21 protein-coding genes are annotated in these 21,662 nt (G+C 68.3%); 13 read left to right on the top strand and 8 right to left on the bottom strand.

Features of this window, described 5'->3' with window-relative positions:
• The first annotated feature begins 18 nt into the window (after positions 1 to 18).
• The 7 genes from G369_RS0117280 to G369_RS0117250 all read left to right on the top strand — a co-directional run bounded on the left by G369_RS0117280 (position 19) and on the right by G369_RS0117250 (position 7,787).
• Positions 19 to 1,017, top strand: coding sequence for a dihydroxyacetone kinase subunit DhaK (locus G369_RS0117280; RefSeq protein WP_019655275.1), 999 nt, complete (start codon positions 19 to 21; stop codon positions 1,015 to 1,017).
• A complete protein-coding gene (locus tag G369_RS0117275; protein ID WP_019655274.1) occupies positions 1,017 to 1,613 on the top strand; it encodes a DAK2 domain-containing protein in 597 nt (198 codons plus the stop codon). Before G369_RS0117280 ends, G369_RS0117275 begins: the two co-directional genes overlap by 1 nt.
• 54 nt (positions 1,614 to 1,667) lie before the next feature.
• Complete coding sequence (locus G369_RS0117270) at positions 1,668 to 2,540, top strand: branched-chain amino acid ABC transporter permease (protein WP_019655273.1); 873 nt, start codon at positions 1,668 to 1,670, stop codon at positions 2,538 to 2,540.
• A 10-nt stretch (positions 2,541 to 2,550) separates the two neighbouring features.
• A complete protein-coding gene (locus G369_RS35925; protein WP_051127594.1) occupies positions 2,551 to 4,374 on the top strand; it encodes a branched-chain amino acid ABC transporter ATP-binding protein/permease in 1,824 nt (607 codons plus the stop codon).
• A 78-nt stretch (positions 4,375 to 4,452) separates the two neighbouring features.
• On the top strand, positions 4,453 to 5,583 hold the full coding sequence (locus G369_RS0117260) for an ABC transporter substrate-binding protein (RefSeq protein WP_019655272.1): 1,131 nt from the start codon (positions 4,453 to 4,455) through the stop codon (positions 5,581 to 5,583).
• A gap of 26 nt (positions 5,584 to 5,609) precedes the next feature.
• Positions 5,610 to 6,359, top strand: a complete 750-nt coding sequence (locus tag G369_RS0117255) for an ABC transporter ATP-binding protein (RefSeq protein ID WP_244164334.1) — start codon at positions 5,610 to 5,612, stop codon at positions 6,357 to 6,359.
• Positions 6,360 to 6,380: 21 nt separating this feature from the next.
• On the top strand, positions 6,381 to 7,787 hold the full coding sequence (locus G369_RS0117250) for an FAD-binding oxidoreductase (protein ID WP_019655270.1): 1,407 nt from the start codon (positions 6,381 to 6,383) through the stop codon (positions 7,785 to 7,787).
• On the opposite strand, the gene G369_RS37130 is transcribed toward G369_RS0117250, so the two are convergent.
• On the bottom strand, positions 7,756 to 8,265 hold the full coding sequence (locus tag G369_RS37130; protein ID WP_020723124.1) for a hypothetical protein: 510 nt from the start codon (positions 8,263 to 8,265) through the stop codon (positions 7,756 to 7,758). The two genes, G369_RS0117250 and G369_RS37130, sit on opposite strands and share 32 nt — an antisense overlap.
• Before the next feature lie 4 nt (positions 8,266 to 8,269).
• The gene (locus G369_RS0117240) at positions 8,270 to 9,331 is read right to left on the bottom strand and encodes an MBL fold metallo-hydrolase (RefSeq protein ID WP_019655268.1); all 1,062 of its coding nucleotides are present in this window, start codon (positions 9,329 to 9,331) and stop codon (positions 8,270 to 8,272) included.
• Between G369_RS0117240 and G369_RS39785 the strand changes: the two genes are divergently transcribed.
• A complete protein-coding gene (locus G369_RS39785) occupies positions 9,288 to 10,211 on the top strand; it encodes a type II secretion system protein N (protein ID WP_080647866.1) in 924 nt (307 codons plus the stop codon). The genes G369_RS0117240 and G369_RS39785 overlap by 44 nt on opposite strands.
• 78 nt (positions 10,212 to 10,289) lie before the next feature.
• On the opposite strand, the gene G369_RS0117230 is transcribed toward G369_RS39785, so the two are convergent.
• Positions 10,290 to 10,589: a hypothetical protein gene (locus G369_RS0117230; RefSeq protein WP_026346445.1), complete on the bottom strand. Its 300-nt coding sequence runs from the start codon at positions 10,587 to 10,589 to the stop codon at positions 10,290 to 10,292.
• Positions 10,590 to 10,877: 288 nt separating this feature from the next.
• Positions 10,878 to 11,288 (bottom strand): hypothetical protein, encoded by a 411-nt coding sequence (locus G369_RS0117225; protein WP_019655265.1) that lies wholly within the window; start codon positions 11,286 to 11,288, stop codon positions 10,878 to 10,880.
• Between the two features lie 469 nt (positions 11,289 to 11,757).
• Between G369_RS0117225 and G369_RS0117220 the strand changes: the two genes are divergently transcribed.
• Positions 11,758 to 13,725: a hybrid sensor histidine kinase/response regulator gene (locus G369_RS0117220; protein WP_019655264.1), complete on the top strand. Its 1,968-nt coding sequence runs from the start codon at positions 11,758 to 11,760 to the stop codon at positions 13,723 to 13,725.
• A 98-nt stretch (positions 13,726 to 13,823) separates the two neighbouring features.
• On the opposite strand, the gene G369_RS0117215 is transcribed toward G369_RS0117220, so the two are convergent.
• Both G369_RS0117215 and G369_RS0117210 read right to left on the bottom strand, forming a co-directional pair.
• Positions 13,824 to 14,021 (bottom strand): hypothetical protein, encoded by a 198-nt coding sequence (locus G369_RS0117215; RefSeq protein ID WP_019655263.1) that lies wholly within the window; start codon positions 14,019 to 14,021, stop codon positions 13,824 to 13,826.
• 36 nt (positions 14,022 to 14,057) lie between these two features.
• Entirely contained in the window at positions 14,058 to 14,588 is a 531-nt protein-coding gene (locus tag G369_RS0117210; RefSeq protein WP_020723121.1) for a DUF4142 domain-containing protein, read from the bottom strand.
• Positions 14,589 to 14,837: 249 nt separating this feature from the next.
• On the opposite strand from G369_RS0117210, the gene G369_RS38600 reads away from it, so the two are divergent.
• A complete protein-coding gene (locus G369_RS38600; protein WP_026346444.1) occupies positions 14,838 to 15,119 on the top strand; it encodes a DUF2934 domain-containing protein in 282 nt (93 codons plus the stop codon).
• A 117-nt stretch (positions 15,120 to 15,236) separates the two neighbouring features.
• On the opposite strand, the gene gntR is transcribed toward G369_RS38600, so the two are convergent.
• The gene (gene gntR, locus G369_RS0117195) at positions 15,237 to 16,268 is read right to left on the bottom strand and encodes an HTH-type transcriptional regulator GntR (RefSeq protein ID WP_019655260.1); all 1,032 of its coding nucleotides are present in this window, start codon (positions 16,266 to 16,268) and stop codon (positions 15,237 to 15,239) included.
• A 222-nt stretch (positions 16,269 to 16,490) separates the two neighbouring features.
• On the opposite strand from gntR, the gene G369_RS0117190 reads away from it, so the two are divergent.
• The 3 genes from G369_RS0117190 (at position 16,491) to G369_RS0117180 (ending at position 20,479) form a co-directional block, all read left to right on the top strand.
• A complete protein-coding gene (locus G369_RS0117190) occupies positions 16,491 to 17,843 on the top strand; it encodes a GntP family permease (RefSeq protein WP_019655259.1) in 1,353 nt (450 codons plus the stop codon).
• A gap of 10 nt (positions 17,844 to 17,853) precedes the next feature.
• A complete protein-coding gene (gene gntK, locus G369_RS0117185) occupies positions 17,854 to 19,413 on the top strand; it encodes a gluconokinase (RefSeq protein WP_019655258.1) in 1,560 nt (519 codons plus the stop codon).
• Between the two features lie 193 nt (positions 19,414 to 19,606).
• Positions 19,607 to 20,479 carry an AraC family transcriptional regulator gene (locus G369_RS0117180; protein ID WP_244164333.1) on the top strand — a complete coding sequence of 291 codons (873 nt, stop codon included), beginning with the start codon at positions 19,607 to 19,609 and terminating at the stop codon, positions 20,477 to 20,479.
• A gap of 174 nt (positions 20,480 to 20,653) precedes the next feature.
• Here the strand turns inward: G369_RS0117180 and G369_RS35915 are convergent, their stop codons facing one another.
• Positions 20,654 to 21,619, bottom strand: a complete 966-nt coding sequence (locus tag G369_RS35915; RefSeq protein ID WP_019655256.1) for an NAD-dependent epimerase/dehydratase family protein — start codon at positions 21,617 to 21,619, stop codon at positions 20,654 to 20,656.
• Positions 21,620 to 21,662: the final 43 nt, after the last annotated feature.

Here is a 21,662-nt window from a genome sequence, read left to right as displayed (position 1 = left end):
AGCAAGGCAGACAGCAACGTGAAGAAGATCCTCAACGACCCTCAGGCCTACGTCGACGAAATGCTCGACGGACTTTGTCTGGCGCATCCGGAGCTGGCGCGGCGCGGCGAAGGCGGCCGCGTGGTGGCCAGGCGCGGCGGCGCCGTCGCGGGCAAGGTCGGCATCGTCACCGGCGGCGGTTCGGGGCACCTGCCCGTCTTCCTCGGCTACGTGGGCGAAGGCCTGCTGGACAGCTGCGCCGTCGGCAACGTGTTCGCCGGACCGCGCATGGACGACTGCATCGAGGCGATGCGTGCGGCCGACGGCGGTGCCGGCGTGCTGCAGCTGTACGGGAACTATGGCGGCGACCGCATGAACTTCGAGATGGCCGCCGAGATGCTCGAACTCGAAGACATGAAGACGGCCTCGGTGCGCGTGTCGGACGACGTCGCGAGCGCGCCGCCCGAGCAGCGCGAGAAGCGCCGCGGGGTGGCAGGCCTGGTGCTGGTCTACAAGGCCGCCGGCGCCAGGGCGGCCGCGGGCGCGACGCTCGAGGAGGTGGCTGCCACGGCGCGCAAGGCCAACGACGCCTGCCGCACGATCGGCGTCGCGCTCACGCCTTGCGTGGTGCCGGAGTCCGGCAAGCCCTCGTTCGAGATCGCCGACGACGAAGTGGAGTTCGGCATGGGCATCCACGGCGAACCGGGCATCTGGCGCGGTCCGCTCAAGACCGCCGACGCCCTGGCCGACGAGATGCTCGAGCGGGTGCTGCCCGAACTGGCGGTCTCGCGCGGCGACCGCCTGGCGGTGCTGGTCAACAGCCTGGGCGCCACGCCGTCCGAGGAGCTCTACATCCTCTATCGCCGCATTGCGACCGTGCTCGCCGGGCGCGGCGTCGACATCGCCTTCTCGCTCGTGGGCCGCTACGCCACGTCGATGGAAATGGCCGGCGCCTCCCTCAGCGTGATGAAGCTGGACCCCGACCTCGAGGCGCTGCTGGCGGCGCCCGCAACCTGCCCGTTCTGGAGCGTGCGCTGATGCTCGATGCCATCGTCCTGGCCCGCGCGGTGCCGCGCTGGTGCGCCGCCATGCATGCCGCCGCCCCGGAACTCAACGCCCTCGACGGCCGCCTCGGCGACGCCGATCTCGGCGCCACGCTCGACAAGTGCGCCACGCTGATGGAGCAGGCGCTGCCCGAGCTGCCCGACTCGCTCGAAGGCATCTTCAAGCGCTGCGCGCAGGCCTCGGCGAAGGCCTCCGGCTCGAGCTTCGGCACGCTGCTGACCGTCGCGCTCATGACGGCCGGCAAGCACTGTGCCGGCAGGGAGTCGCTCTCGACGCCGGACGTCGCGGCGCTGCTGTCCGAAGTGATCGCGACGCTGTCCGCGCGCGGCGGCGCCGCCCTCGGCGACAAGACCGTGCTCGACGGGCTGGATGCGATCCGGCGCGCCCTGTCCGGTGCCGCGGCCGATGCTCCCGCCCTCGCGCTCGCCGGCGCGGCGGTGCGCGAATCGCTCGATGCATTCCGCGACAAGCCCAACCGCATGGGCCGTGCCCGCATGTTCGCGGACAAGACCATCGGCCTGGACGACCCCGGCATGGTCGCGCTGCTGCGCATGGTCGAGTCGCTCTGACGGCACCCGCCCGCGCCCCTCGCCAAAGAAAAACGAACACGGAGACAGATCGACATGCTCGGACAAGTGATCGTCAGCGGCCTCGCCATGGGCTGCATCTACGCGCTGATCGCGCTCGGCTACGCCTACGTGTGGAACACGATGGCGATCGTGAACTTCGCGGCCGGCGAGTTCCTGACCTTTTCCGCGTTCGTCTTCGTCGCCACCTTCACGACGAGCATGCACCTGCCCTTCTGGCTCGCTGCGCTGCTGACCGCCGCGGTGATGGCGTTGCTGGGGGCGCTGTTCTCGCGGCTCGTGTTCGCCCGTCTGCAGCGCCAGAAGGCGCTGGTGGCCATCATCGCGACCGTGGGCTTCGGCATCTTCCTCAAGGAGATGGCCCGCATCATCTACGGGCCCGAGCCGCTGCTGTACGCCAGCCCGTTCGGCGACGGCGTGATCGACGTGGGCGGCCTGCGCATTCCTGTGCAGCAGCTCGTGATCATGGTCATCGTGGTGCTGGTGATGGTGCTGCAATACCTGGCCCTGCGCTACACCACCATCGGCAAGGTCATGCGCGCCACCGCGCTGGATCGAGAGACCGCCCAGCTCATGGGTATTCCGGTCAACCGCGTGCTGGCCGGCACGTTCGCGTTCTCCTCGGTGCTGGCCGCGCTCGCGGGCATCCTGCTTGCGCCGCTGTTCTACGTGACGACCGAGATGGGCACGCTCGTGGGGCTGAAGGGATTCGTCGCGATGATCATCGGCGGCTTCGGCAGCGTGCCGGGGGCCATCCTCGGCGGCGTCCTGCTCGGGGTGATCGAGAACGTCGGTGCGTTCACCATCTCCTCCACCTACAAGGATGCGATCGCGTTCGGCGTGCTGCTGATCTTCCTGCTGCTGCGCCCGCAGGGGATCCTTCCGGAACGCAACGCCGACCGCGCCTGAGGACTCCACCATGCACAACACCTGGATGCGCCCCCTGGCGTGGGTCGCCGTGCTCGCCGCGCTGGCGCTGCCGATCGCACTCGATCTCAACATCTACTACCTGCACGTGCTCAACCTGGCGTGGATCTTCGCGATCGCCGCACTGGGCCTGCAGGTGGCAACCGGCATCACCGGGCAGATCGTGCTCGGGCAGGCCGCGCTCGTGGGCTTCGGCGCGTATGCGACGGCGCTGCTCATGATGCGCCTGTCGCTGCCCTGGTTCGTGGCGCTTCCCGCCGCCATGCTGCTGAGCGCCGCCGTGGGCGTGCTGCTGGGCGCGGTGAGCACGCGCATCAAGGGCCACTACCTCGCCATCGTGACGCTCGCGCTCAACGAGATCTTCCGCATGGTCGCGCTCAACGAGGAAGCCCTCACCGGGGGGCCGATGGGCATGCGCGACATCCCGACGCTGAACATCCCCGCGCTGGGCGATCACATCGACAAGCAGCTGTACTTTCCGCTGCTCGTGCTGAGCCTGGCGGCCTACGCCGCGATGGTCTGGCTCCAGCGCTCGCGCATCGGCCGCGACATGCGTGCGGTGCGCGACGACGAGATCGCCGCCGAGGCCATGGGGGTCGATTCGCGCCGCGTGAAGACCATCGCCTTCGCGGTGTGCAGCGTCTGGGCCTCGCTCGCAGGCGGCCTCTACGTCCTGCTGGTCGGGTTCGCGGCACCGAACAACTTCACGGTCTTCGAGAGCATCAAGATGATGCTGATGGTGGTGCTCGGCGGCCTCGGTTCGATCGCCGGCACCTTCCTTGGCGCGGTGGTGATCACCGTGCTGCCCGAGGCACTGCGCGGCCTCCAGACCTATTACCTGGCCGCGTTCGGCATCGGCGTGGTGGCGATCCTGCTGCTTGCGCCGCGCGGCCTCGGCGTGGTCGGCGACTGGCTGCTCGGCGCGTTCCTGACGGGCCGGCGCGAGCCGGTGGGCGAAACGCCCGCCGCGCCGCTGAACCTCGGTGCGGCCGCCTCCGCCGCGAGCGCGGCCTTGGCCGGCCGCACGCCGGTGCCCGTGAGCGGCGAACCCCTGCTCCAGGTGCGCCGCGTGTCGCGCAGCTTCGGGGGCGTCAAGGCCCTCGACGACGTCGCCTTCGACGTGCGCCGCGGCGAGATCCTCGGGCTGATCGGCCCGAACGGATCGGGCAAGTCGACCATGATCAACGCCTGCTCGGGCACCGTGGGCGTGGAAGGCGGCATCGAACTCGCAGGCGAGCGCATCGACAACCATGCGCCATGGGCGATCCACGCGAAAGGCGTGGCCCGCATCTTCCAGAACGTGCGGCTGTGGGAATCGATGACGGTGCTGGAGAACGTCATGGTCGCGTGGCAGCCGCCGAAGGACGCGTCCGGCCCGCGCGAAGCACTTTGTCGCACGGCGGCGCTCGAAGCCCTGGACAGCATGGGCGTCGCGCACCTCGCATACCGGCGCGGCGGCGACCTGTCCTTCGGCCAGAGCCGGCTGGTGGAGATGGCGCGCGCGATCGTCAACAGGCCCCGCCTGCTGCTGCTCGACGAGCCTGCCGCGGGACTGCGCGGCGGGTTGATCCTCGAACTCGCGCAGATCCTGCAGCACCTGCGCGCGCAGGGCATGTCGATCCTCGTGGTGGAGCACCGCATCAAGCTGGTCATGAACATGTGCGACCGCGTCGTGGTGCTCAACCTGGGCCACAAGATCGCGGACGGCGCGCCGGCCGAGGTCATGAACACGCCGGCAGTCATCGAGGCCTACCTGGGCGAACGCGTGCCCGAAGAGACCCCGCCCCCGCTCGCCGCCCAGCCGGTGGCGGGCTGAGCCGCCGGCCCTGCGCCCTCCCCGTTTTCGTTCCCTCTCAGATCAATGCGCACCGCGCCATCCACTGGAGACAAAAGCATGAAGAAGACCACCGTTCCCTCGTCACGCCGCGCATGGATCGCCGCAGCGTCCCTCGCGCTCTCGCTGCCCGCGATGGCCGACGCGCTCATCGGCGTCTCTCTGCCGCAGACGGGCCCCAAGGCGCTCGTCGGGCGCAACTTCAAGCAGGGCGTGGAGCTCGCGGTCGCGGAGATCAATGCCGCGGGCGGCGTGCTGGGCAAGCCGCTGGAGGTCGTGTTCGAGGATGACCAGGGCGACAACCCGAACGGCGCGATCAACGCGGTGAACAAGCTGATGCAGGTCAGCAAGGTGCCGGTGATGATCGGCCCGCACTACTCGGTCACCCAGATGGCCACGCAGAAGACCTACTGCAACGGCAAGGTGGTGTCGCTCACCGGCGGTACCTCGGTGGCCATCACGCACAGCGGCTGCAACTACGTGATCCGCACGCGCTCCGACGACGACGTGCAGGCCAAGGCGCTGATCGCCTATGCCCAGAAGGAACTCAAGGCCGGGGAGAAGACGGCCATCTTCTACGCCAACGACGACTTCGGAAAGTCGGGGCAGGCGCGCGTGGTCGCCCAGATGGCTTCGCTGGGGCTGAAGCCCGTCGCCGTGGAAAGCCACAACCCCAGCGACAAGGACTACTCGGCGCAGCTCGCCAAGCTGCAGAAGGCCGGCGCGGAGCTGGTCATCCTGTGGGCGCACGACACGGATGCGGCGCTGATCCTGCGCCAGGCCAAGCAGTTCGGCCTGCCCTTCAAGTTCGCGGGCGCCGTGCTGTCCGAGGAAGCGTTCCTCAAGCTGGCCGGCAGTGCCGCGGAAGGCTCGATGAGCGCCTCCTACTTCGTGCCGACGGATCCCAACCCCGCCGTGCAGGCCTTCGTGAAGAAGTACGAGGCGAAGTACAGGATGGCGCCCGACGTCTGGTCCGCCACCTACTACGACGCGACCATCCTCGCCGCCAGGGCCATCAACGAAGCACGGTCCCCCGACGTGGAGAAGATCCGCGAGGCGTTCTCCAGGGTGAGCTACAGCGGCCTGCTCGCGGACTACAAGTGCGACAAGGCCGGCGACTGCAACCGTCAGGTCAACATCGTGGAGATCAAGGGCGGTCAGCCGGTCGTTCGCTCGGCGGTGAAGTTCTGAGCCCCGGCGCAGCGAGGAACCCCATGATGCAAGCAGACCTGCCGCGTGCCATGGTCACCGAACGGCCCGAACTCGAGCTCTCGCACGTCGACGTGTTCTACGGCAAGGTGCAGATCCTGTTCGATCTGTCGATCCGCGCCTATGCGGGCCAGATCGTCGCGGTCATCGGCGCGAACGGCGCAGGCAAGTCGACCACCCTGAACCTGATCGTGGGCCGGCTCAAGGCCGGTGCGGGGCGCGTGGAATTCGCAGGCCGGGACATCGGCGGGCTTTCGGTGGAGCAGATCGTGGCATCGGGCATCGCCTGCGTGCCGCAGCGCCGGCGCATCTTCTCCACCCTGAGCGTCAGGGAGAACCTGGAGGTCGGCGCCTATGTGCGCCGGCGCGACAAGGGCGCGGTCAGCGCCACGCTGGACGAGATCTACGAGCTGTTCCCGGTGCTCAAGCGCAAGGCCGGCGAAATGGGCGGGGTGCTGTCCGGCGGAGAACAGCAGATGCTGGCGATCGCGCGCGGCCTGATGGCCGGTCCCCGCATCCTGCTGCTGGACGAACCGTCGATGGGCCTGTCGCCCAAGCTCACGACCGAGATGTTCCTCGACATCCGCCGTATCGCGCGCGCCGGCCGCACTGTCGTGATCGTCGAGCAGAACGCATTCGCGGCGCTGAGCGTGGCCGACCAGGGCTACGTGCTCGAGGGCGGGCGGATCGCCCTCGAAGGCTCCGCCGCGCAGCTGCTGCACGACGACCATGTGCGGGACGCCTACCTCGGGGCCTGACACGACCACCCATCAGAGACCATGGCCTTTCACCAGACACTCGCCCAGACTGCAGCCGCAGTCGAGTCCCTCATGCCCGAGTTCCGCGCGATCTTCGGAGATCGCGCCGTCACGTCCGCGGCGGTGCGGGCGCACCACAGCCATGGAGAGGGCCTGCCGGACCCCGGCCAGCCCGACGTGGTCCTGTTCCCGCTGAGCAACGAGGAAGTGGCGGCAGCCCTGAAGCTGTGCCACCGCGAGGCGGTGCCGGTCATCGCCTTCGGCAGCGGCACATCGATGGAGGGCCACGTCGCGGCGATCCACGGCGGCGTCTGCATCGACGTATCGCGCATGGACCGCGTGCTCGAAGTCTCCACCGAATCGATGGACTGCCGCGTGCAGGCGGGCGTGACGCGCGAGCAGCTCAACGAGCACCTGCGCGCCAGCGGACTTTTCTTCGCGGTGGACCCCGGCGCCAACGCGTCGCTGGGCGGCATGGCCTCGACGCGGGCCTCCGGCACTGCCGCGGTGCGCTACGGCACCATGCGTGAAACCGTCATGGGCCTGACGGTGGTCACACCCGACGGGCGCATCGTGCGTACCGGCACGCGCGCGCGCAAGTCGGCCTCGGGGCTCGACCTGACACGGCTGTACGTCGGAAGCGAAGGCTCGCTGGGGATCATCACCGAGGTGCAGCTTCGCCTGTTCGGCCTGCCGGAGCACGTGGTGGCGGCCGTGTGCCAGTTCGACAGCCTGCGCGCGGCCATGGACACCGTGATCGCCACCCTGCAGCTGGGCGTGCCGGTCGCGCGCATCGAGCTTCTCAACGACGTGCAGATGGACGCCTGCATCCGCTACTCGAAGCTCGACGAATTCGAGCCCCGCCCCACCCTGTTCATCGAGTTCCACGGCAGCGAGAGCGCCGTGGCGGAACAGGTCGCGACCGTGGAATCGCTCGCGCTCGACAACGGCGGCAGCGGTTTCCGCTACGCCCACCGGCCCGAGGACCGCTCCAGACTGTGGAAGGCGCGGCACTCCTGCTATCACGCCAACCTTGCGATGCACCCCGGCTGGAGCTCCATGGGTACGGACGCATGCGTGCCCATCTCCGCGCTGGTGGAATGCATCACCGAGACCGAGGCCGCCATCCGTGAAAGCGGCCTGTACGCGCCCATCGTCGGCCACGTGGGCGACGGCAACTTCCATCTGGGCATCATCTACGACGACACCGATCCTGCGGCACGGCGCAAGGCGGAGGCCCTGGCCGAGGACGTGGCGCTGCGCGCGATCCGCCTTGGCGGCACCTGCACCGGCGAGCACGGCGTCGGCCTGCATCGCATCGGGCAGATCGAGATCGAGCATGGCGAAGCCATCGATCTCATGCGCGACATCAAGCGCGCACTCGATCCGCTCGGCATCATGAACCCCGGGAAGATGCTGAGGATGTAGACACCTCGCGGACGCTCAACCCCGGCTGGGGAACCACGAACCGCCCGACGGCGATGTTCCCTGCGGCGAAGACGACACGCAAGGTGAGTCTTTCTCCTGCCTTCACGCGAATCCCTTGCACGAGCAGCCGCTCCTTGCCGTCGGCCTTCGCGTCATGGGTGAGTGCCGCACCCCCATGAACCCGGGTGAGCTTGCCGACCGCGCCTTGCGCGGACAGCGGCTCTCCATGGTCGCTGGGGTAGAAGTACACGCCTCTGGCGCCCTGCACCAGCTCGAAGGAGGTCTCCCCTCCCTCGTTCATGATTCCGCCATGCCGCGGCGGCCAATCGCCGTGCGCCCAGGCCGTGCGGCCGACGACGCCCGGGAGAAGAACGAGGACGACCGCGAAGACGCCCTGAGCCAGTGGCATTTGAAGCCCCCGGCCCGGCGCCCGCACGGACGCGGCGATCCGCCGCATGCGATCGGCCGCTGCGCTCATGTGCTCAATCGGCCGGACATTCGAGGCTGCCCGCGCGAGGATTGGGATATTGCTGCCCCGGACCGGCCCCTTGCGCCGGCAGGCCGTAGACAGCCTTCATCGCCGCGTTGTCGACAGGCCGGACGCCATCCTTGTCGTAGACCCACGCATCGAAATAGTTGGTCGGGTAGATCTGCGGAACATCCAGGGTCGACAGCAGTTCCTTGAGCTTCGGTTGATCGTCGACCGAATAGGCGTAGTGCATCCCGTAGGTCAGCGCGAAGGACTGGCCGTTGGCTGCACGCGAGTTGAGGTGGTGCGGCATGAAGGTCTTCACACCGAACGCCGGTATCACCGTGCGGGCCTGGTAGACCATGCGGGACTCCGGGCCGCCCTGCCAGATGTCGAAGCCGTCGAGGCCCGCGTCCTTGATCGCGGACTTGAGATTGGCCAGCGGTGAACCGTAGGTCGTCGTGGTGCTGACCCCCTGCCCGTCGACGGTCGTCACCTTGCGCGGCGTCGTCAGGTCGGGCCCGCCCGCACCGCTGTCGGAGGTGTACCAGCTCAGGACCTTGCCGCTTCGGGTCTTGACGGTGAAGAGAAAGCCGAAGGTCTCCGGGCCGCCCGTGCCGTTGCTGTACTCGTCGCAGTCCACGCTGTGCACCCATCGAACCGCGCGCACGGAGGCGAACTCGCCGAGCTTGATCACCTCGCCGCCCTTCAGGCCCACGCATTGCTCCGCGGGAATGCCCTTGCTCACCAGCGTCGCGCATTCGGCAGGAGGCGCGTAGACCATCTTCCCCGTCTGCTTCGCCCACTCCGGAAGCTGCACCGAGTGGTCAGGGTGGATGTGGCCGAGCAGGATCACGTCGACGGAGAGCTTCGAGGCGGCGTCGGCATCCTTGCCCAGCGGGGGAACGGGAGAAGCGACGAGTGCATCGAGAGCCTTCGTCACTGCGGCCGGGTTGGCGTCCCTGCCGCTGTTGACCACTTCGCCATCGAGCAGCACGCCCTTGTCGCCGATCTGGTAGTGCCAGTTGGTGATGCCGAACCAGGTCATCCGCGCGAACTCGGGTGCGCCCTTCAAGGGGTCTTCGGGCGGGGCGGGTGGCGGCGGATTCGAAGCGTCGGGGCCTTGCGTTGCGCCACCGCCGCTGCTGCTGGGAGGAACGCCCAGAAAGCCCCCCGACCCGCCGCCGCTGCTTCCGCCGCACCCCAGCAAGGATGCGCACACGACGCCGGCCGCGATCGCAAGAACGCGTTTGGAATATTTCATCTGTTGTCTCCGTCTTTTGGCTGCTGCATGCGAAGGAACTCGCATGGCGCGTGGAGGCTACTTGCGCGGTGCTGTCAGTTGGCTGTCAATTCCGACGAGGGAAAACCCACGCGCGTGCCCCTTCGCCGCCGACGCAGACTCGTCCCGTCCCAGCCACTGCTTTCGCACTCTTCAGGTCATGCGTCGTCTTCTTCTCGTCTTGTCGGCATGTGCGTCATGCCTGATGAACGGCTGCGGGCAGGAGGAGCACCGAACGCCAACACAGCCCCTTGCCTCCTTCGCTGGAGAACAGTCCAGGACGGCAGCGTCGCCGGCTTCTGCGGCGAAGCCTTCGTCGTGCGCAGGGAACATCCGGCTTTCCGGCGTGGTCCAGTCGCGGGACCGCAGCTACGGCATCGCGCTCGTGTCGCTTGACGGCGGGAGCGCGATGCCACTGCAGAAAGGGCAGGACGTGGAACCGGGCGCCACGATTGCATCGATCTCGCGCGACGCGGTGCTGCTCGATTGCGGCGACGGCACCATGCTCGAAGTGGCGCTCCAGGAGGCCGCGGTCGGGCCATCCGGCACGAGCATGCAAGCCGTCTTTCTCCAAGCCGCCGTTGCTGCCCCGGTCGTCCCTGCGCGATCCGCGGCCCAGCCCGAGCTGATCGAGATGGCCCACCGGGAACTCGAGGCTCCGCCGAGCGACTGAAACCTCCGCCCTAGAACTGACGGACCATGCTCATCCGTGTACGCATGGCAGAGGGCATGCGACCAGCCAGGCAGGGCTTCAGCGCCGAGGCGTCAGCGGCATCTCGCGCGGCATGCCGCGCCGGCCTTTCAGAAGCGCCATGCGTCCCTCCGGCGTGATGCCGGTGACGACCGCACGCGGAATGAAGCGCTCGCCCGTGCGAAGGATCACCGGCGGCTCGGTCTGCGCCTCCAGCAAGGAGGCACTTCTCAGCGCCAGGATGCAATCGATGTCCTCAGGCTTCGAGCACACCGCGGGCAGCGTCTGCGTCGACAGCGCTTCGAGCAGATTCAGATAGTTCGCCGCACGCAACTGGCGTGCCGTGGGTCTCTTACGCATCATGGGACTCGATCGCCTTGCGCGCGGGCAGATCGTGCTGCCGGCTTCTGGCAGCAGCCGATGGGCGGGTCCTGAGGGTCTTGGGCATGGCGGACTTGGTGGAGGCTTCGAACAAGGCAGGGCCGGAAATGAAGGGAGAACCGGCCAGGGTCGGGATGAGCTTGGCTTGTCTTGAGCCGGCGTCTCGATGTGTTCAAGCTAGGCCGTTGTCAAGGCAGCGCTTGTAGGACTCTCCGCAGTGATGCGGTGGTTGAGACGCTCGCGCTTGGTAGCCGCCGCCGTGCGCGGTCAACGCAGCAGACTCTCCAGCGACTGCGCATACAGCGCGGTCTCCTCGGGCGTCATCGCGTCCTCGAGCTCGGCGAGTTCCAGCCGTTCGTAGTCATGCGAGACCCACTCGAAGAGGTGCGACGGAGGACTGCTCGCCAGGTCGCTGCGGTCGTTCCATGGCGCGAGGCGGGCTGCGGCGCTGCCGAGCATCCGCTGCAGATGCAGTGCACGCGCCACGCGCACCGCCGCAGCCAGCGGCGAATCGACCAGTTCCGTACGGCAGTGCTCCCAGTTGGCCTCGCACGACCTCAGCCGGCGGCAGGCGATCACCGCCTCGGGCGGCGACATCGCACCGCCCCCATGCATCTGCCTCTGGCGATGGAATTCGCAGAGGATGCGCGCATAGGCCAACCGCTGCAGAAGCAGCAAGGCGTGGGTCAATCGGTTCGCCATGACACCGGATTTCGCGATCGATCGCCGCAGCGCCGGGTAGGACGTGGCGCAGAGCGCAGGCCCGTCTTGCCGCACGATGCGAAGCAAAAAAGAACCCGGCAAGGTGCCGGGCTTCAAACCTCGTGCTGTCACGCACCAGGTCCCGCTCAGGGAGGAAGGCGGGGATGGATGACTCCATCGATGTTCATCGTGGGACACCCACACGTCTGACGCCACGGTAAGCAACGCCACTTCGCTTGTAGGAGGGGCCGCACAGCTTTCGACCCGCAGCCGCGGGCAGGCGCTGCGGCAAGAACGTCCAGGCCGCGGCAGCGGCCCCTGGCCCGGCGGATCAAGCGCGGGAAGAAAGACGACACACACCCGGGGCTTGCTTTGCTACATTTTTCTACCATGCCCGATCACCTGCCCGAGCGCCCCGCCAGCACCGTCCCCGAGGCCATGCGCCATGGCCGGTGAGCCCTCTGCTTCGGCTCCCCGGTCCCCGTCCGGAGCGCCGCTCTCTCCCGCGACACTGACCGACGCCGACTTCCGCCTGCTGGTGGAAACCCTCGACGACCACGCCATCCTGCTGCTCGACCCCGAGGGCGCCATCGTGGAAGGCAACCGGGCGGCGCAGCTTCTGTACGGCTGCGAAAGCGACGACATCGTCGGGCAGCACTTCTCGCGCTTCCATCCGGTCGAGGCGCTCGACGAGGGCAATCTCCCGAAGGAGCTGCAACAGGCGCGCGACAGCGGCCGCTTTCGCGGCGAAGGCTGGCTCGCGCGGCACGACGCCACGCGCTTCTGGGGCGAGACGACGCTCACGCGCTTGCACGGCGCCGACGGCACGCTGCGGGGCTTCGCCCAGATCACGCGCGACTTCACCGAGCGTCGCCAGCAGGAGGAACTGCTGCGCGCGAGCGAGGAGCGCTTCCGCCTGATCATCGAGGGGGTGAAGGACTACGCGATCTTCATGCTCGACCCCGGCGGCCACATCGTGAGCTGGAACCTCGGCGCGCAGCACAACAAGGGCTACACGGCCGAGGAGATCATCGGCCAGCACTTCTCGAAGTTCTACCCACCCGAGGTCGCCGCGCGCGGATGGCCTGCCGAGGAGTTGCGCAACGCCTTGCGCGACGGGCGCTTCGAAGACGAAGGCTGGCGCGTGCGCAAGGACGGCAGCCGCTTCTGGGCCAGCGTGGTCATCACGGCGGTGTACGACCGCGCAGGCCGCCACAGGGGCTTCGCGAAGGTCACGCGCGACCTCACCGAGCGCCGCCGCATCACCACGCTGGAGGACGAGGGACGGCGCATGACCACCTTCCTGGCCATGCTGGGCCACGAGCTGCGCAACCCGCTCGCACCGATCTCCAATGCGGTGGAGCTGCTCAAGCGCGAGCAGACCGAGTCGCGCGTGCTGCGCATGACGCGCGACATCATCGACCGCCAGCTCAAGCAGATGACGCGGCTGATCGACGACCTGCTCGACGTGGGCCGCATCTCCAGCGGCAAGATCCAGCTGGAGGCCAAGCCGGTGCGGCTGCGCGATACGGTGATGGATGCGGCCGACGCGGTGCGCGCGCTGGCGGCGCAGAAGGAGCAGCGGCTCGACGTGCAGGTCGACGCCGCGGACCCGTGGATCACCGGCGACCGCGCGCGCATCGTGCAGGTGGTGAGCAACCTGCTGCACAACGCCTGCAAGTTCACGCCCATCGGCGGAGAGGTCTGCGTCTCGCTGGGCCTTGGCGCCACCAACGCCGCGTCCGGACTGCCGGAGGCGGAGATCACCGTGCGCGACAACGGCATGGGCGTGCAGCCGCAGGACCTGCAGCGCATCTTCGACCTCTTCGTGCAGGGCGAGCAGGACGTCGCGCGCAGCAGCGGCGGGCTCGGCCTGGGGCTGAGCCTGGTGCAGCAGCTGGTGGCGCTCCACGGCGGACGCGTGAGCGTGTTCTCCAGCGGGCGCCCCAGCGAGGGCAGCGAATTCCTGGTGCAGCTGCCCTCCGCAGCGAAGCCCGAGCCCGGCGGCGGTGCGCTGCGCTCTGCCGGCGACAGCCTGGTGCTGGTGGTGGACGACAACAAGGACGCGGCCGAGACGCTGTCATTGCTCGTGCAGGCCCTTGGCTACGACACCAGGGTGGTCCACGGCGGCGTCGCGGCCCTGGAGGCGGCGAAGGAGCTGAGGCCCGAGGTGATGCTGATCGACATCGGCATGCCCGACCTCGACGGCCATGCGGTGGTGCGCCGGCTGCGCGCCGAACTGGTCGACCCGCCCGTGGCCATCGCAGTGACGGGCTACGGGCAGGCGAGCGACCGGGAGACGAGCTACGAGGCCGGATTCCACAGCCACCTCACCAAGCCGGTGGACGTCGAGCGGCTGGCCGACATCCTCACGCACCTGCTGCGGCCGGTGCCTCCACCGCCTGCGCGCTGAGGGCGCCGCCCCGCACGGGTGGCCCTGCGGCACTCGCTTCGCGAGCCGTTTGCACAGCTGCGCGGCGTCGGAGAGCCAAGGCTGCCTGCGCGATTTCGCTATTTCGATGCGGGCGGACTTCCGTTGTCCCGCAGCGGCGGCGCCTCGCCCTGGGCCGGCACGTTGCCCGGCCCCTGCTCGGGCCTGCGCAGGCCATAGAAGAACAGCGTGCCGACCACGAGGATCGCGATAAGGACCACCAGCGCGGCCATCAGCCTGCGGCCTGGCCGGCCAGCCCTGTTCGCCGAATCGCTCATCTGATTTCCTTTGGCGGTTGCACGACCATGTCCGCCTTACTTCTTCGCCAGGCCGGCTTCGAGCGTGCGGGCGTGCTGCAAATGCGTCTGCACCACCGGCAGCATCTTGCCGGCGAGGGCCTTGAGGTGTGCGTCCTTCGCCTCGGCCTGAGTCTTCTTCAGCAGTTTCTCGGTGGCCTCGTGGTCGCCGACGCCGGCCTGCTTCACGTAGCGGCTGTCGAACATGCCGCCCGACAGGGCCTTGAACTCCAGCGCGACGGCCTTGTGCTTCGCATCGGGGCTGTCGGGCAGCTCGGTGCCCTTGGCGGAGGCCAGCGTCTTCACGTCGGCCAGCCCCTTGGAATGGTCGTCGACCATCATCTGCGCGAACTTCTTGACCTCGGCATTGGAACTTTTGTCGAGCGCCATCTTGCCGCTCTCGACCTCGGCGATGTTGGCCTGGGCGATGTCCTTGAGCATCGACGCGTCCGCGCCCGCGAGCTTGTCGGCGGCCCACGCGGCAGGCACTGCGAGCAAGGAGGAAACGATGGCGAGGCTGGCTGCGAATCGGCGTTGTGAGCGTGTCATGGGGTGCACTCCTTGGCTGGTTGGATCGAGTCTTCGACGCTCCCCGCCGTGCATCGCGGCCGGTGTAGGAGAAGGAACTGATCGATGTGCCCGAACAGTCCTTCGCCTTTTTCATTCCTTTCCTCTTCGTTCTTCCTGCGAATCCGCGCGAGTTCGGGCGTCCGTCCGACACCGCCGCTTCGCACATTGCCTAGCGTGGCCCTTCTCTTTCTCATCAACCGTCCAGCGACGACTTCCATGGAGACGACCATGCCGAGAACGAACCTGCGCAGAAACAGCGGCGAAGCAGTGGCGACTGCCGCCGGCGCCATGCAAGAACAGACACCGCCCCCGCCGACCGACACGCCCGCACCGCAACAGGAGCAACGGTCGGAGCAGTCGGCGCAGGACGGGCGCGAAGACGCCGCCTCGCGCGAAGAACGCATCCGCCGTGCCGCCTACGACGCCTACGTGCGCCGCGGCGATGGACCCGGCGACGCCGAACAGGACTGGCTGCAGGCCGAGGCGCAGATCGACGGGCGCTCTCGCTGAGGCCTGCGCTTCATGAACCAGGCGCGAAGCTCCCGGCGCCGTGCGGCGGCGTTGCTGCAGTCGATTGCCCTGGCGCTCGAAGGCTGCGCCGGTGTCGCGCGTGGCCGGCGCCGTCCTTCAGCTGCTTTGCCGAACCATCAGTTCGAAACCCAGGTCGACGCGGCGCTGCGCGAGCGTCTCTCCGCGCATCAGCGCCAGCAGCATCGCGGCCGCACGCTCGCCGATCTCGCGGCGCGGGGTGCGCACGGTGGTCAGCGGCGGCAGCATCTGGTCACTGCCGCCGAGATCGTTGAAGCCGGCGATCGCCACGCGCTGCGGCACAGGCACGCCGGTACGCAGCGCGGCCAGCAGCCCGCCCTGGGCGAGGTCGTCGTTGCAATAGAAGATCGCGTCCACGTCGGGGTGGCGCGCGAGCAGGTCCTCGAACTGGCGGCCGCCCAGCGCCAGGGATGTCGGGCCGGGTTCCAGCAGTTCGAGCGCCGGATCGTGGCAGCCGGCCGCGCGCAGCGCCTCGCGGTAGCCTTCAAGTCGCATCATCACGCGCGGATCGAGCTGGCCGGCGGCATACGCGATGCGGCGGCGGCCGCCCTGCAGCAGATGCTCGACGATGGCACGGCCCGCGTCCTGCTGCGAGAAGCCCACGCTGTGCACCCCGGGCTCGTTCGAGTTTTCCATCAGGTAGACGCAGGGCGCCCTGCTCTGCTCGAGCATCTGCCTGGCGGCCGCGCTGCGGTCGAAACCCGCCAGCAGCAGGCCCGCGGGCCGCTGCGACAGATAACTGCGCAGCAGCGCCTCTTCCTGCGCCGGGTCGTAGTGCGTCACACCGATCAGCGACTGGAAACCGTGCGGCGACAGCGCGTCCTGCACCGCCTCGAGCAGTTCCACGAAAAGCTGGTTGGTCAGCGAGGGGATCAGCACCGCCACATGCGAACTGCGCGCGGAGGCCAGCGCGCGCGCCGCCACGTTGGGCACGTAGCCGAGCTGGTCGACCGCCGCCTGCACGCGGGCGCGCAGTTCGGGCGCCACGTTGCGCGCACCCCGCAGGGCGCGCGACACGGTGATCGGGCTCACGCTGCAGGCGCGAGCCACGTCGTCGAGGGTGACGTGGCTCGAGGAGCGGGATCGCGGGCGGTCGGGTGTGTCGGCCATGGTGAACTTTTCTCAGGGTTAATACCAATCCGGCTTTGGATAGCGCTGTCCTAGGATAGCGCTATCCCAGCCCAGGGCAGGTTCGGAAAAACCCGAGCGCATGTCGAGCTGGCATTTTTTGAATTGTGCGGGACAGCGCTATCCAAACGCTTCCGCATCACCGGGCCACCGCCTTGCTCGCCTTCCTTTCTTTGCCGGAAGGCCCGGTTCCAGGAGACAACCATGTTCGGAATGAGCCAAGAGATCTTCCTGCTCGTCGACGCCCTGGTGGCGATCGTCGGGCTGATCCTTCTGATCACGCGCTGGCGCGTGCACCCCTTCATCGCGCTGACGCTGGCCGCCGGCTTCCTGGGCCTGACCTCGGGCATGCCGGTGGACAAGGTGATGAAGTCCTTCCAGGACGGCTTCGGCGGCGTGCTGGGCTTCGTGGGCATCGTGCTCGGCCTGGGCACCATGCTCGGCAAGATGATGGCGGAGTCGGGCGGCGCCGACCGCATCGCACGTACGCTGATCGACGCCTTCGGCCGCGAGCGCGTGCACTGGGCGATGATGTTCGCGGCCTTCCTGGTGGGCATCCCGCTGTTCTTCGAGATCGGCTTCGTGCTGCTGATCCCGCTGGTGTTCATCGTGGCGCGGCGCACCGGCGTGTCGCTCATCCGCATCGGCATCCCGCTGCTGGCGGGCCTGTCGGTGGTGCACGGCCTGGTGCCGCCGCATCCGGGGCCGCTCCTGGCGATCGGCGTGTTCAACGCGGACATCGGCAAGACCATCTTCTACGGCCTGATCGTCGGCCTGCCCACCGCGATGATCGCGGGTCCGATCTTCGGCAAGTTCATCTCGAAGTACGTCCCCGGCGAGGCCTCGCCCGAGCTGATGGAGCAGCTGGCGCGCGAACCCGAGGCGCGCGAGCTGCCCGGCTTCGGCATCACGCTCATCACCGTGCTGCTGCCGGTGGCGCTGATGCTGCTGAAGACCTTCGCCGACGTGGCGCTCGACGAGAAGAACATCGTGCGCCAGTGGATGGACTTCATCGGCCACCCGATCACCGCGCTGCTGGCGGCGCTGCTGCTGTCGCTCTACACCTTCGGCACCGCGCGCGGCTTCACGGCCAAGCAGATCATGAAGTTCGTCGACGACAGCCTCGCACCCACCGCGGCCATCGTGCTGATCATCGGTGCGGGCGGCGGCTTCAAGCAGATGCTGGTGGCCAGCGGCGTGGGCAACGCGATCGGGCAGATGGCGCTGCATGCGCAGGTCTCGCCGATCCTCCTGGCCTGGCTGGTGGCAGGCTTGATCCGCATCGCCACCGGTTCGGCCACCGTCGCGACCATCACCGGCGCGGGCATCGTCGCGCCGCTGGCGACCATGGTGCCGGGCGTGAACCGCGAGTTGCTGGTGCTGGCCACCGGCGCGGGTTCGCTGATTCTTTCGCACGTCAACGACGCGGGCTTCTGGCTGGTGAAGCAATACTTCAACATGAGCGTGGCCGAGACCTTCAAGACCTGGACCGTGATGGAAACGCTGATCTCGGTCGTGGCCATCATCTTCATCATGCTGCTGAGCATGGTCGTCTGAGGAGAAAAGCATGGGTCGCATCGTCATCGGCGTCGACATCGGAACCACCAGCACGAAGACCGTGGCCTTCACGCCCGCAGGCCGGGTGCTGGCGCACGACGCGACCGAATACCCGCTCCTGCAGCCCGAGGCTGCCGCCGCCGAGCAGGACCCGCAGCAAATCTTCGAGGCCGTGCTCTCGGCCATCGCCAGCTGCGTGAAGCAGACCAGGGCCGCGCCCGGCGACGTGCTCGCCGTGTCCTTCAGCGCGGCGATGCACAGCCTGATCCTGGTCGACGACGAAGGCGTGCCGCTCACGAACAGCATCACCTGGGCCGACCACCGCGCCTCGGCCTGGGCCACGCGCATCCGCGACGAGTGGGACGGCCTCGCGATCTACCGCCGCACGGGTACGCCGATCCATCCGATGTCTCCGCTGGCCAAGCTGGTGTGGCTGCGCCACGAGCGCGCCGAGCTCTTCTCGCGCGCCGCGCGCTTCGTCGGCATCAAGGAGTACGTCTTCTTCAGGCTCTTCGGCCAGTGGCAGGTCGACCACTCGATCGCTTCGGCCACGGGGCTTTTCAACATCGAGCGGCTCGACTGGGACGAGGGCGCGCTCGCGCTCGCAGGCGTGCGCGCCGGGCAGCTCTCGCAGCCGGTGCCGACCACCTGGCACGTCGAGGGTCTCGCGCCCGACGTGGTCGCGCGGCTGGGCCTGTCGCGCGACACGCCCTTCGTCATCGGCGCCAACGACGGCGTGCTCTCCAACCTCGGCGTGAACGCGATGGCGCCCGGCGAGGTGGCCGTGACCATCGGCACCAGCGGCGCCATGCGCACCGTGGTCGACCATCCCATGACCGACCCCGAGGGCCGCACCTTCTGCTACGCGCTCGCCGAGGGCCGCTGGGTGGTGGGCGGCCCGGTGAACAACGGCGGTATCATCCTGCGCTGGGTGCGCGACGAGTTCGCGTCGGCCGAGGCCGAGACCGCCAAGCGCCTGGGCATCGACACCTACGAGGTGCTCACGCGCATCGCCGAGCGCGTGTCGGCAGGCTCCGAAGGGCTGGTGTTCCACCCCTTCCTCACCGGCGAGCGCGCGCCCTACTGGAACGCCGACCTGCGCGGCTCCTTCTTCGGGCTGGGCATCCACCACCGCAAGGAGCACATGATCCGCGCGGTGCTGGAGGGCGTGATCTTCAATCTGCACAGCATCCTGCCGGCGGTCGAATCCATCGCCGGGCGCAGCGCCCGCATCAAGGCCACTGGCGGCTTCGCGCGCTCGGGCATGTGGCGCCAGATGATGGCCGACGTGTTCGACCGCGAGGTGGTCGTGCCCGAGAGCTTCGAAAGCTCCTGCCTCGGCGCTGCAGTGCTCGGGCTCTACGCGCTGGGCCACGTCGACTCGCTCGACGCGGTCGCGGGCATGGTCGGCGCCACCCATCGCCATACGCCCAACACCAAGAACGCGGCCCTCTACCGGCAACTGCTGCCGGTGTATCTGTCGCTGCCGCGCAAGCTGAGCGAGGAATACAAGCTGCTTGCCGCGTTCCAGCAGCAGACAGCCGTGCCGCCGCCGGCACGTCGAAGCTGACGACCCGAGGGTCGCCGTCGTCCATCGAAGATTTGCTGGAGGAAACCCGGTCTTGCTGAATACGATGTCTCCGGCCTTCGCCCCGCGCGTTCCCCCGAGGCCCCTGCCTCCCGTGCCGCAGGTGACGCGGCAGGCTCCGCGTCGCATGGAGCCGCGCACGTGGCATGCACCGGCGCCCGTCGAAGCGTGCACGGTGTCCACCACCGTCCGCTGTGAAGTCGCCACCGCGTCTTCTCAGGCGAGCCCCGCGCGCTGCCTGCACGATCACGAACTGCACCTGATCGGCGCGGCACCGGGGCGGCTTCGCATCGGCAGCGGCGACGACGAACGAACGCACAGCTTCGCGCCCCATACCGTCGTGCTGCTCGGCCCCCACCTGCCGCGCAGCCTCGCCTTCGAGCACCGCATGCAACCCGGCGGCGGCGATACGCAGGGACTGGTGCTGCGCTTCGGCGACGAGCCGCTGAAGCGCGGCATGGCGCTCTTCCCCGAACTCGCCGATGCCGGGCCGATGCTGGCCCGCGCACGGCTGGGCGTGCAGTTCATCGGCCTGGAGGCCGACACGCTCGCACGCCTGCGGCGCATCGCGACGCTGCACGGGCTTGCCCGCTTCTCCGAATTCACCGCGCTGCTGAACGAACTGGCGCAGTGGCCAGACTACCGGCTGCTCTGCGGCGTGGCCCCGTCCGGCGAAGACCTCGGCGAGGACGCCCGCAGCCTGCGCATCGACAAGGCGCTCGATCACATCCGCGAACACTATGCCGATGCGCTGTCGCTGCCCGAGGTCGGCGCGATCGTGGGCATGCGCGAGAACACCTTCTCGCGCAGCTTCCGCCGCGCCACCGGCCAGACCTTCACCGACTTCGTGATCGGGCTGCGCGTGGCCGAGGCCTGCCGCCTGCTGGTATCCACGCGCCAGCAGGTGAGCAGCATCTGCTACGAGGTGGGCTTCAACAACATCTCGAACTTCAACCGGCATTTCCGCCGGATCCAGGGGATGACGCCTGGGGAGTTTCGCGCGCGGCGTGCGGGCGAGCGGCGGGCAGGCGAACTCTCGTACGCCTAGACGCTGCCTACGGGGCAGCTGTCGAGCGTCATGCCAGCGCTCCCGGCCCTCTCATGCTGCGCTCGACAGGATTCCGCGATGAAGGTCAGGCCGCGAAGGGGCCGGACTTAGTCGAGGTCTTCTTCCGCACGCTCGGGGCCGACCTCGTTGAGCACCTCCACGGCTCGCAGGATGTCAGCCACCGTCGAGGCCTCGCTCCTGTCCGGCGCAATGGCCGGCGGAATCCTGTCGAATTCTCTGAATACCCTGCCGATAGCTCGTCACCTCGAAGCCAGGAAACCTCTGCTTGAACTTCGTCGAACCGAACAGGTTGTCGTGCGCGTACCGGGGCAGCAGCTCCCTGATCTCGCGTACCTGCCGCGAGAAGAGGCCTGCTGCGGAAAAAGCCCACTTCCCGATGACCCGATAGGAGGTCTCTCGCCCGAATGCCCGGCAGGCCATCTCGACGAACTCCTTGTACGTCGGCCGTTCGTCGCAGCACGGAAGGTGCCAAGTGTGTCCGAAGGCATCCGATGCGTTGCCCAGCGTTGCCAGCGCGCGGCTTGCATCGGGCGTCCAGATGAGGGTTCTGCGCGTGTCGTCGCGCACGGGCACCAGGGGCATCGCCTGCTTCTGGAGCTTCTCGATGACGAGTGCGTTGGTGAAGCTCTGCGTCTTGCCCGGCCCGTAGAACTCGGGCGCCCTGCCGATCAACACCGGGATGTCTCCCCGCGCCATCTCCTCGAGCACCATCGACGCCATGGCCGCACGCACGTTGCCCTTGCGGCCCACAGGAGCGAAGGGCGTGTCCTCCGTCTGCACCCGGTCGTCCTGGGGGTACATGTAGGTGTTGTCGAAGTAGGCAAAGCTTGCACCCTCCGCCCGGCACGCATCCAGCGCGTTCTTGAGCATCACGGGAAACCGCCGTTCCCACAGTTCGGTGTCCGGCGGCAGGCCTGCAGTGAAGTAGACGATGCGGCTGCCCTTGACCGCATCCAGGGTCTGCCTCGCATCGAGAAGATCGGCGGACACCAGCGCATCGGTGTCGTTGACCTTGCGGGGATTGCGGCTCACGAGCCGCACGTCGTTCGTGTGGTTGCGCCGCAGTTCTTGCGCCAGTTCGATGGCGATCTGCCCGTTCGCGCCCAATATCGTCTGCATTACGTTCGCCCCATAGAAGTTCCGCATGGCCATGCCGCAGGAG

It is taken from the genome of Variovorax atrisoli 110B (genome assembly GCF_000382045.1).
Classification (GTDB): domain Bacteria; phylum Pseudomonadota; class Gammaproteobacteria; order Burkholderiales; family Burkholderiaceae_C; genus Variovorax; species Variovorax atrisoli.
Note: the sequence above shows the minus strand (reverse complement) of the source record. Positions and strands in the feature narration are given on the sequence as shown.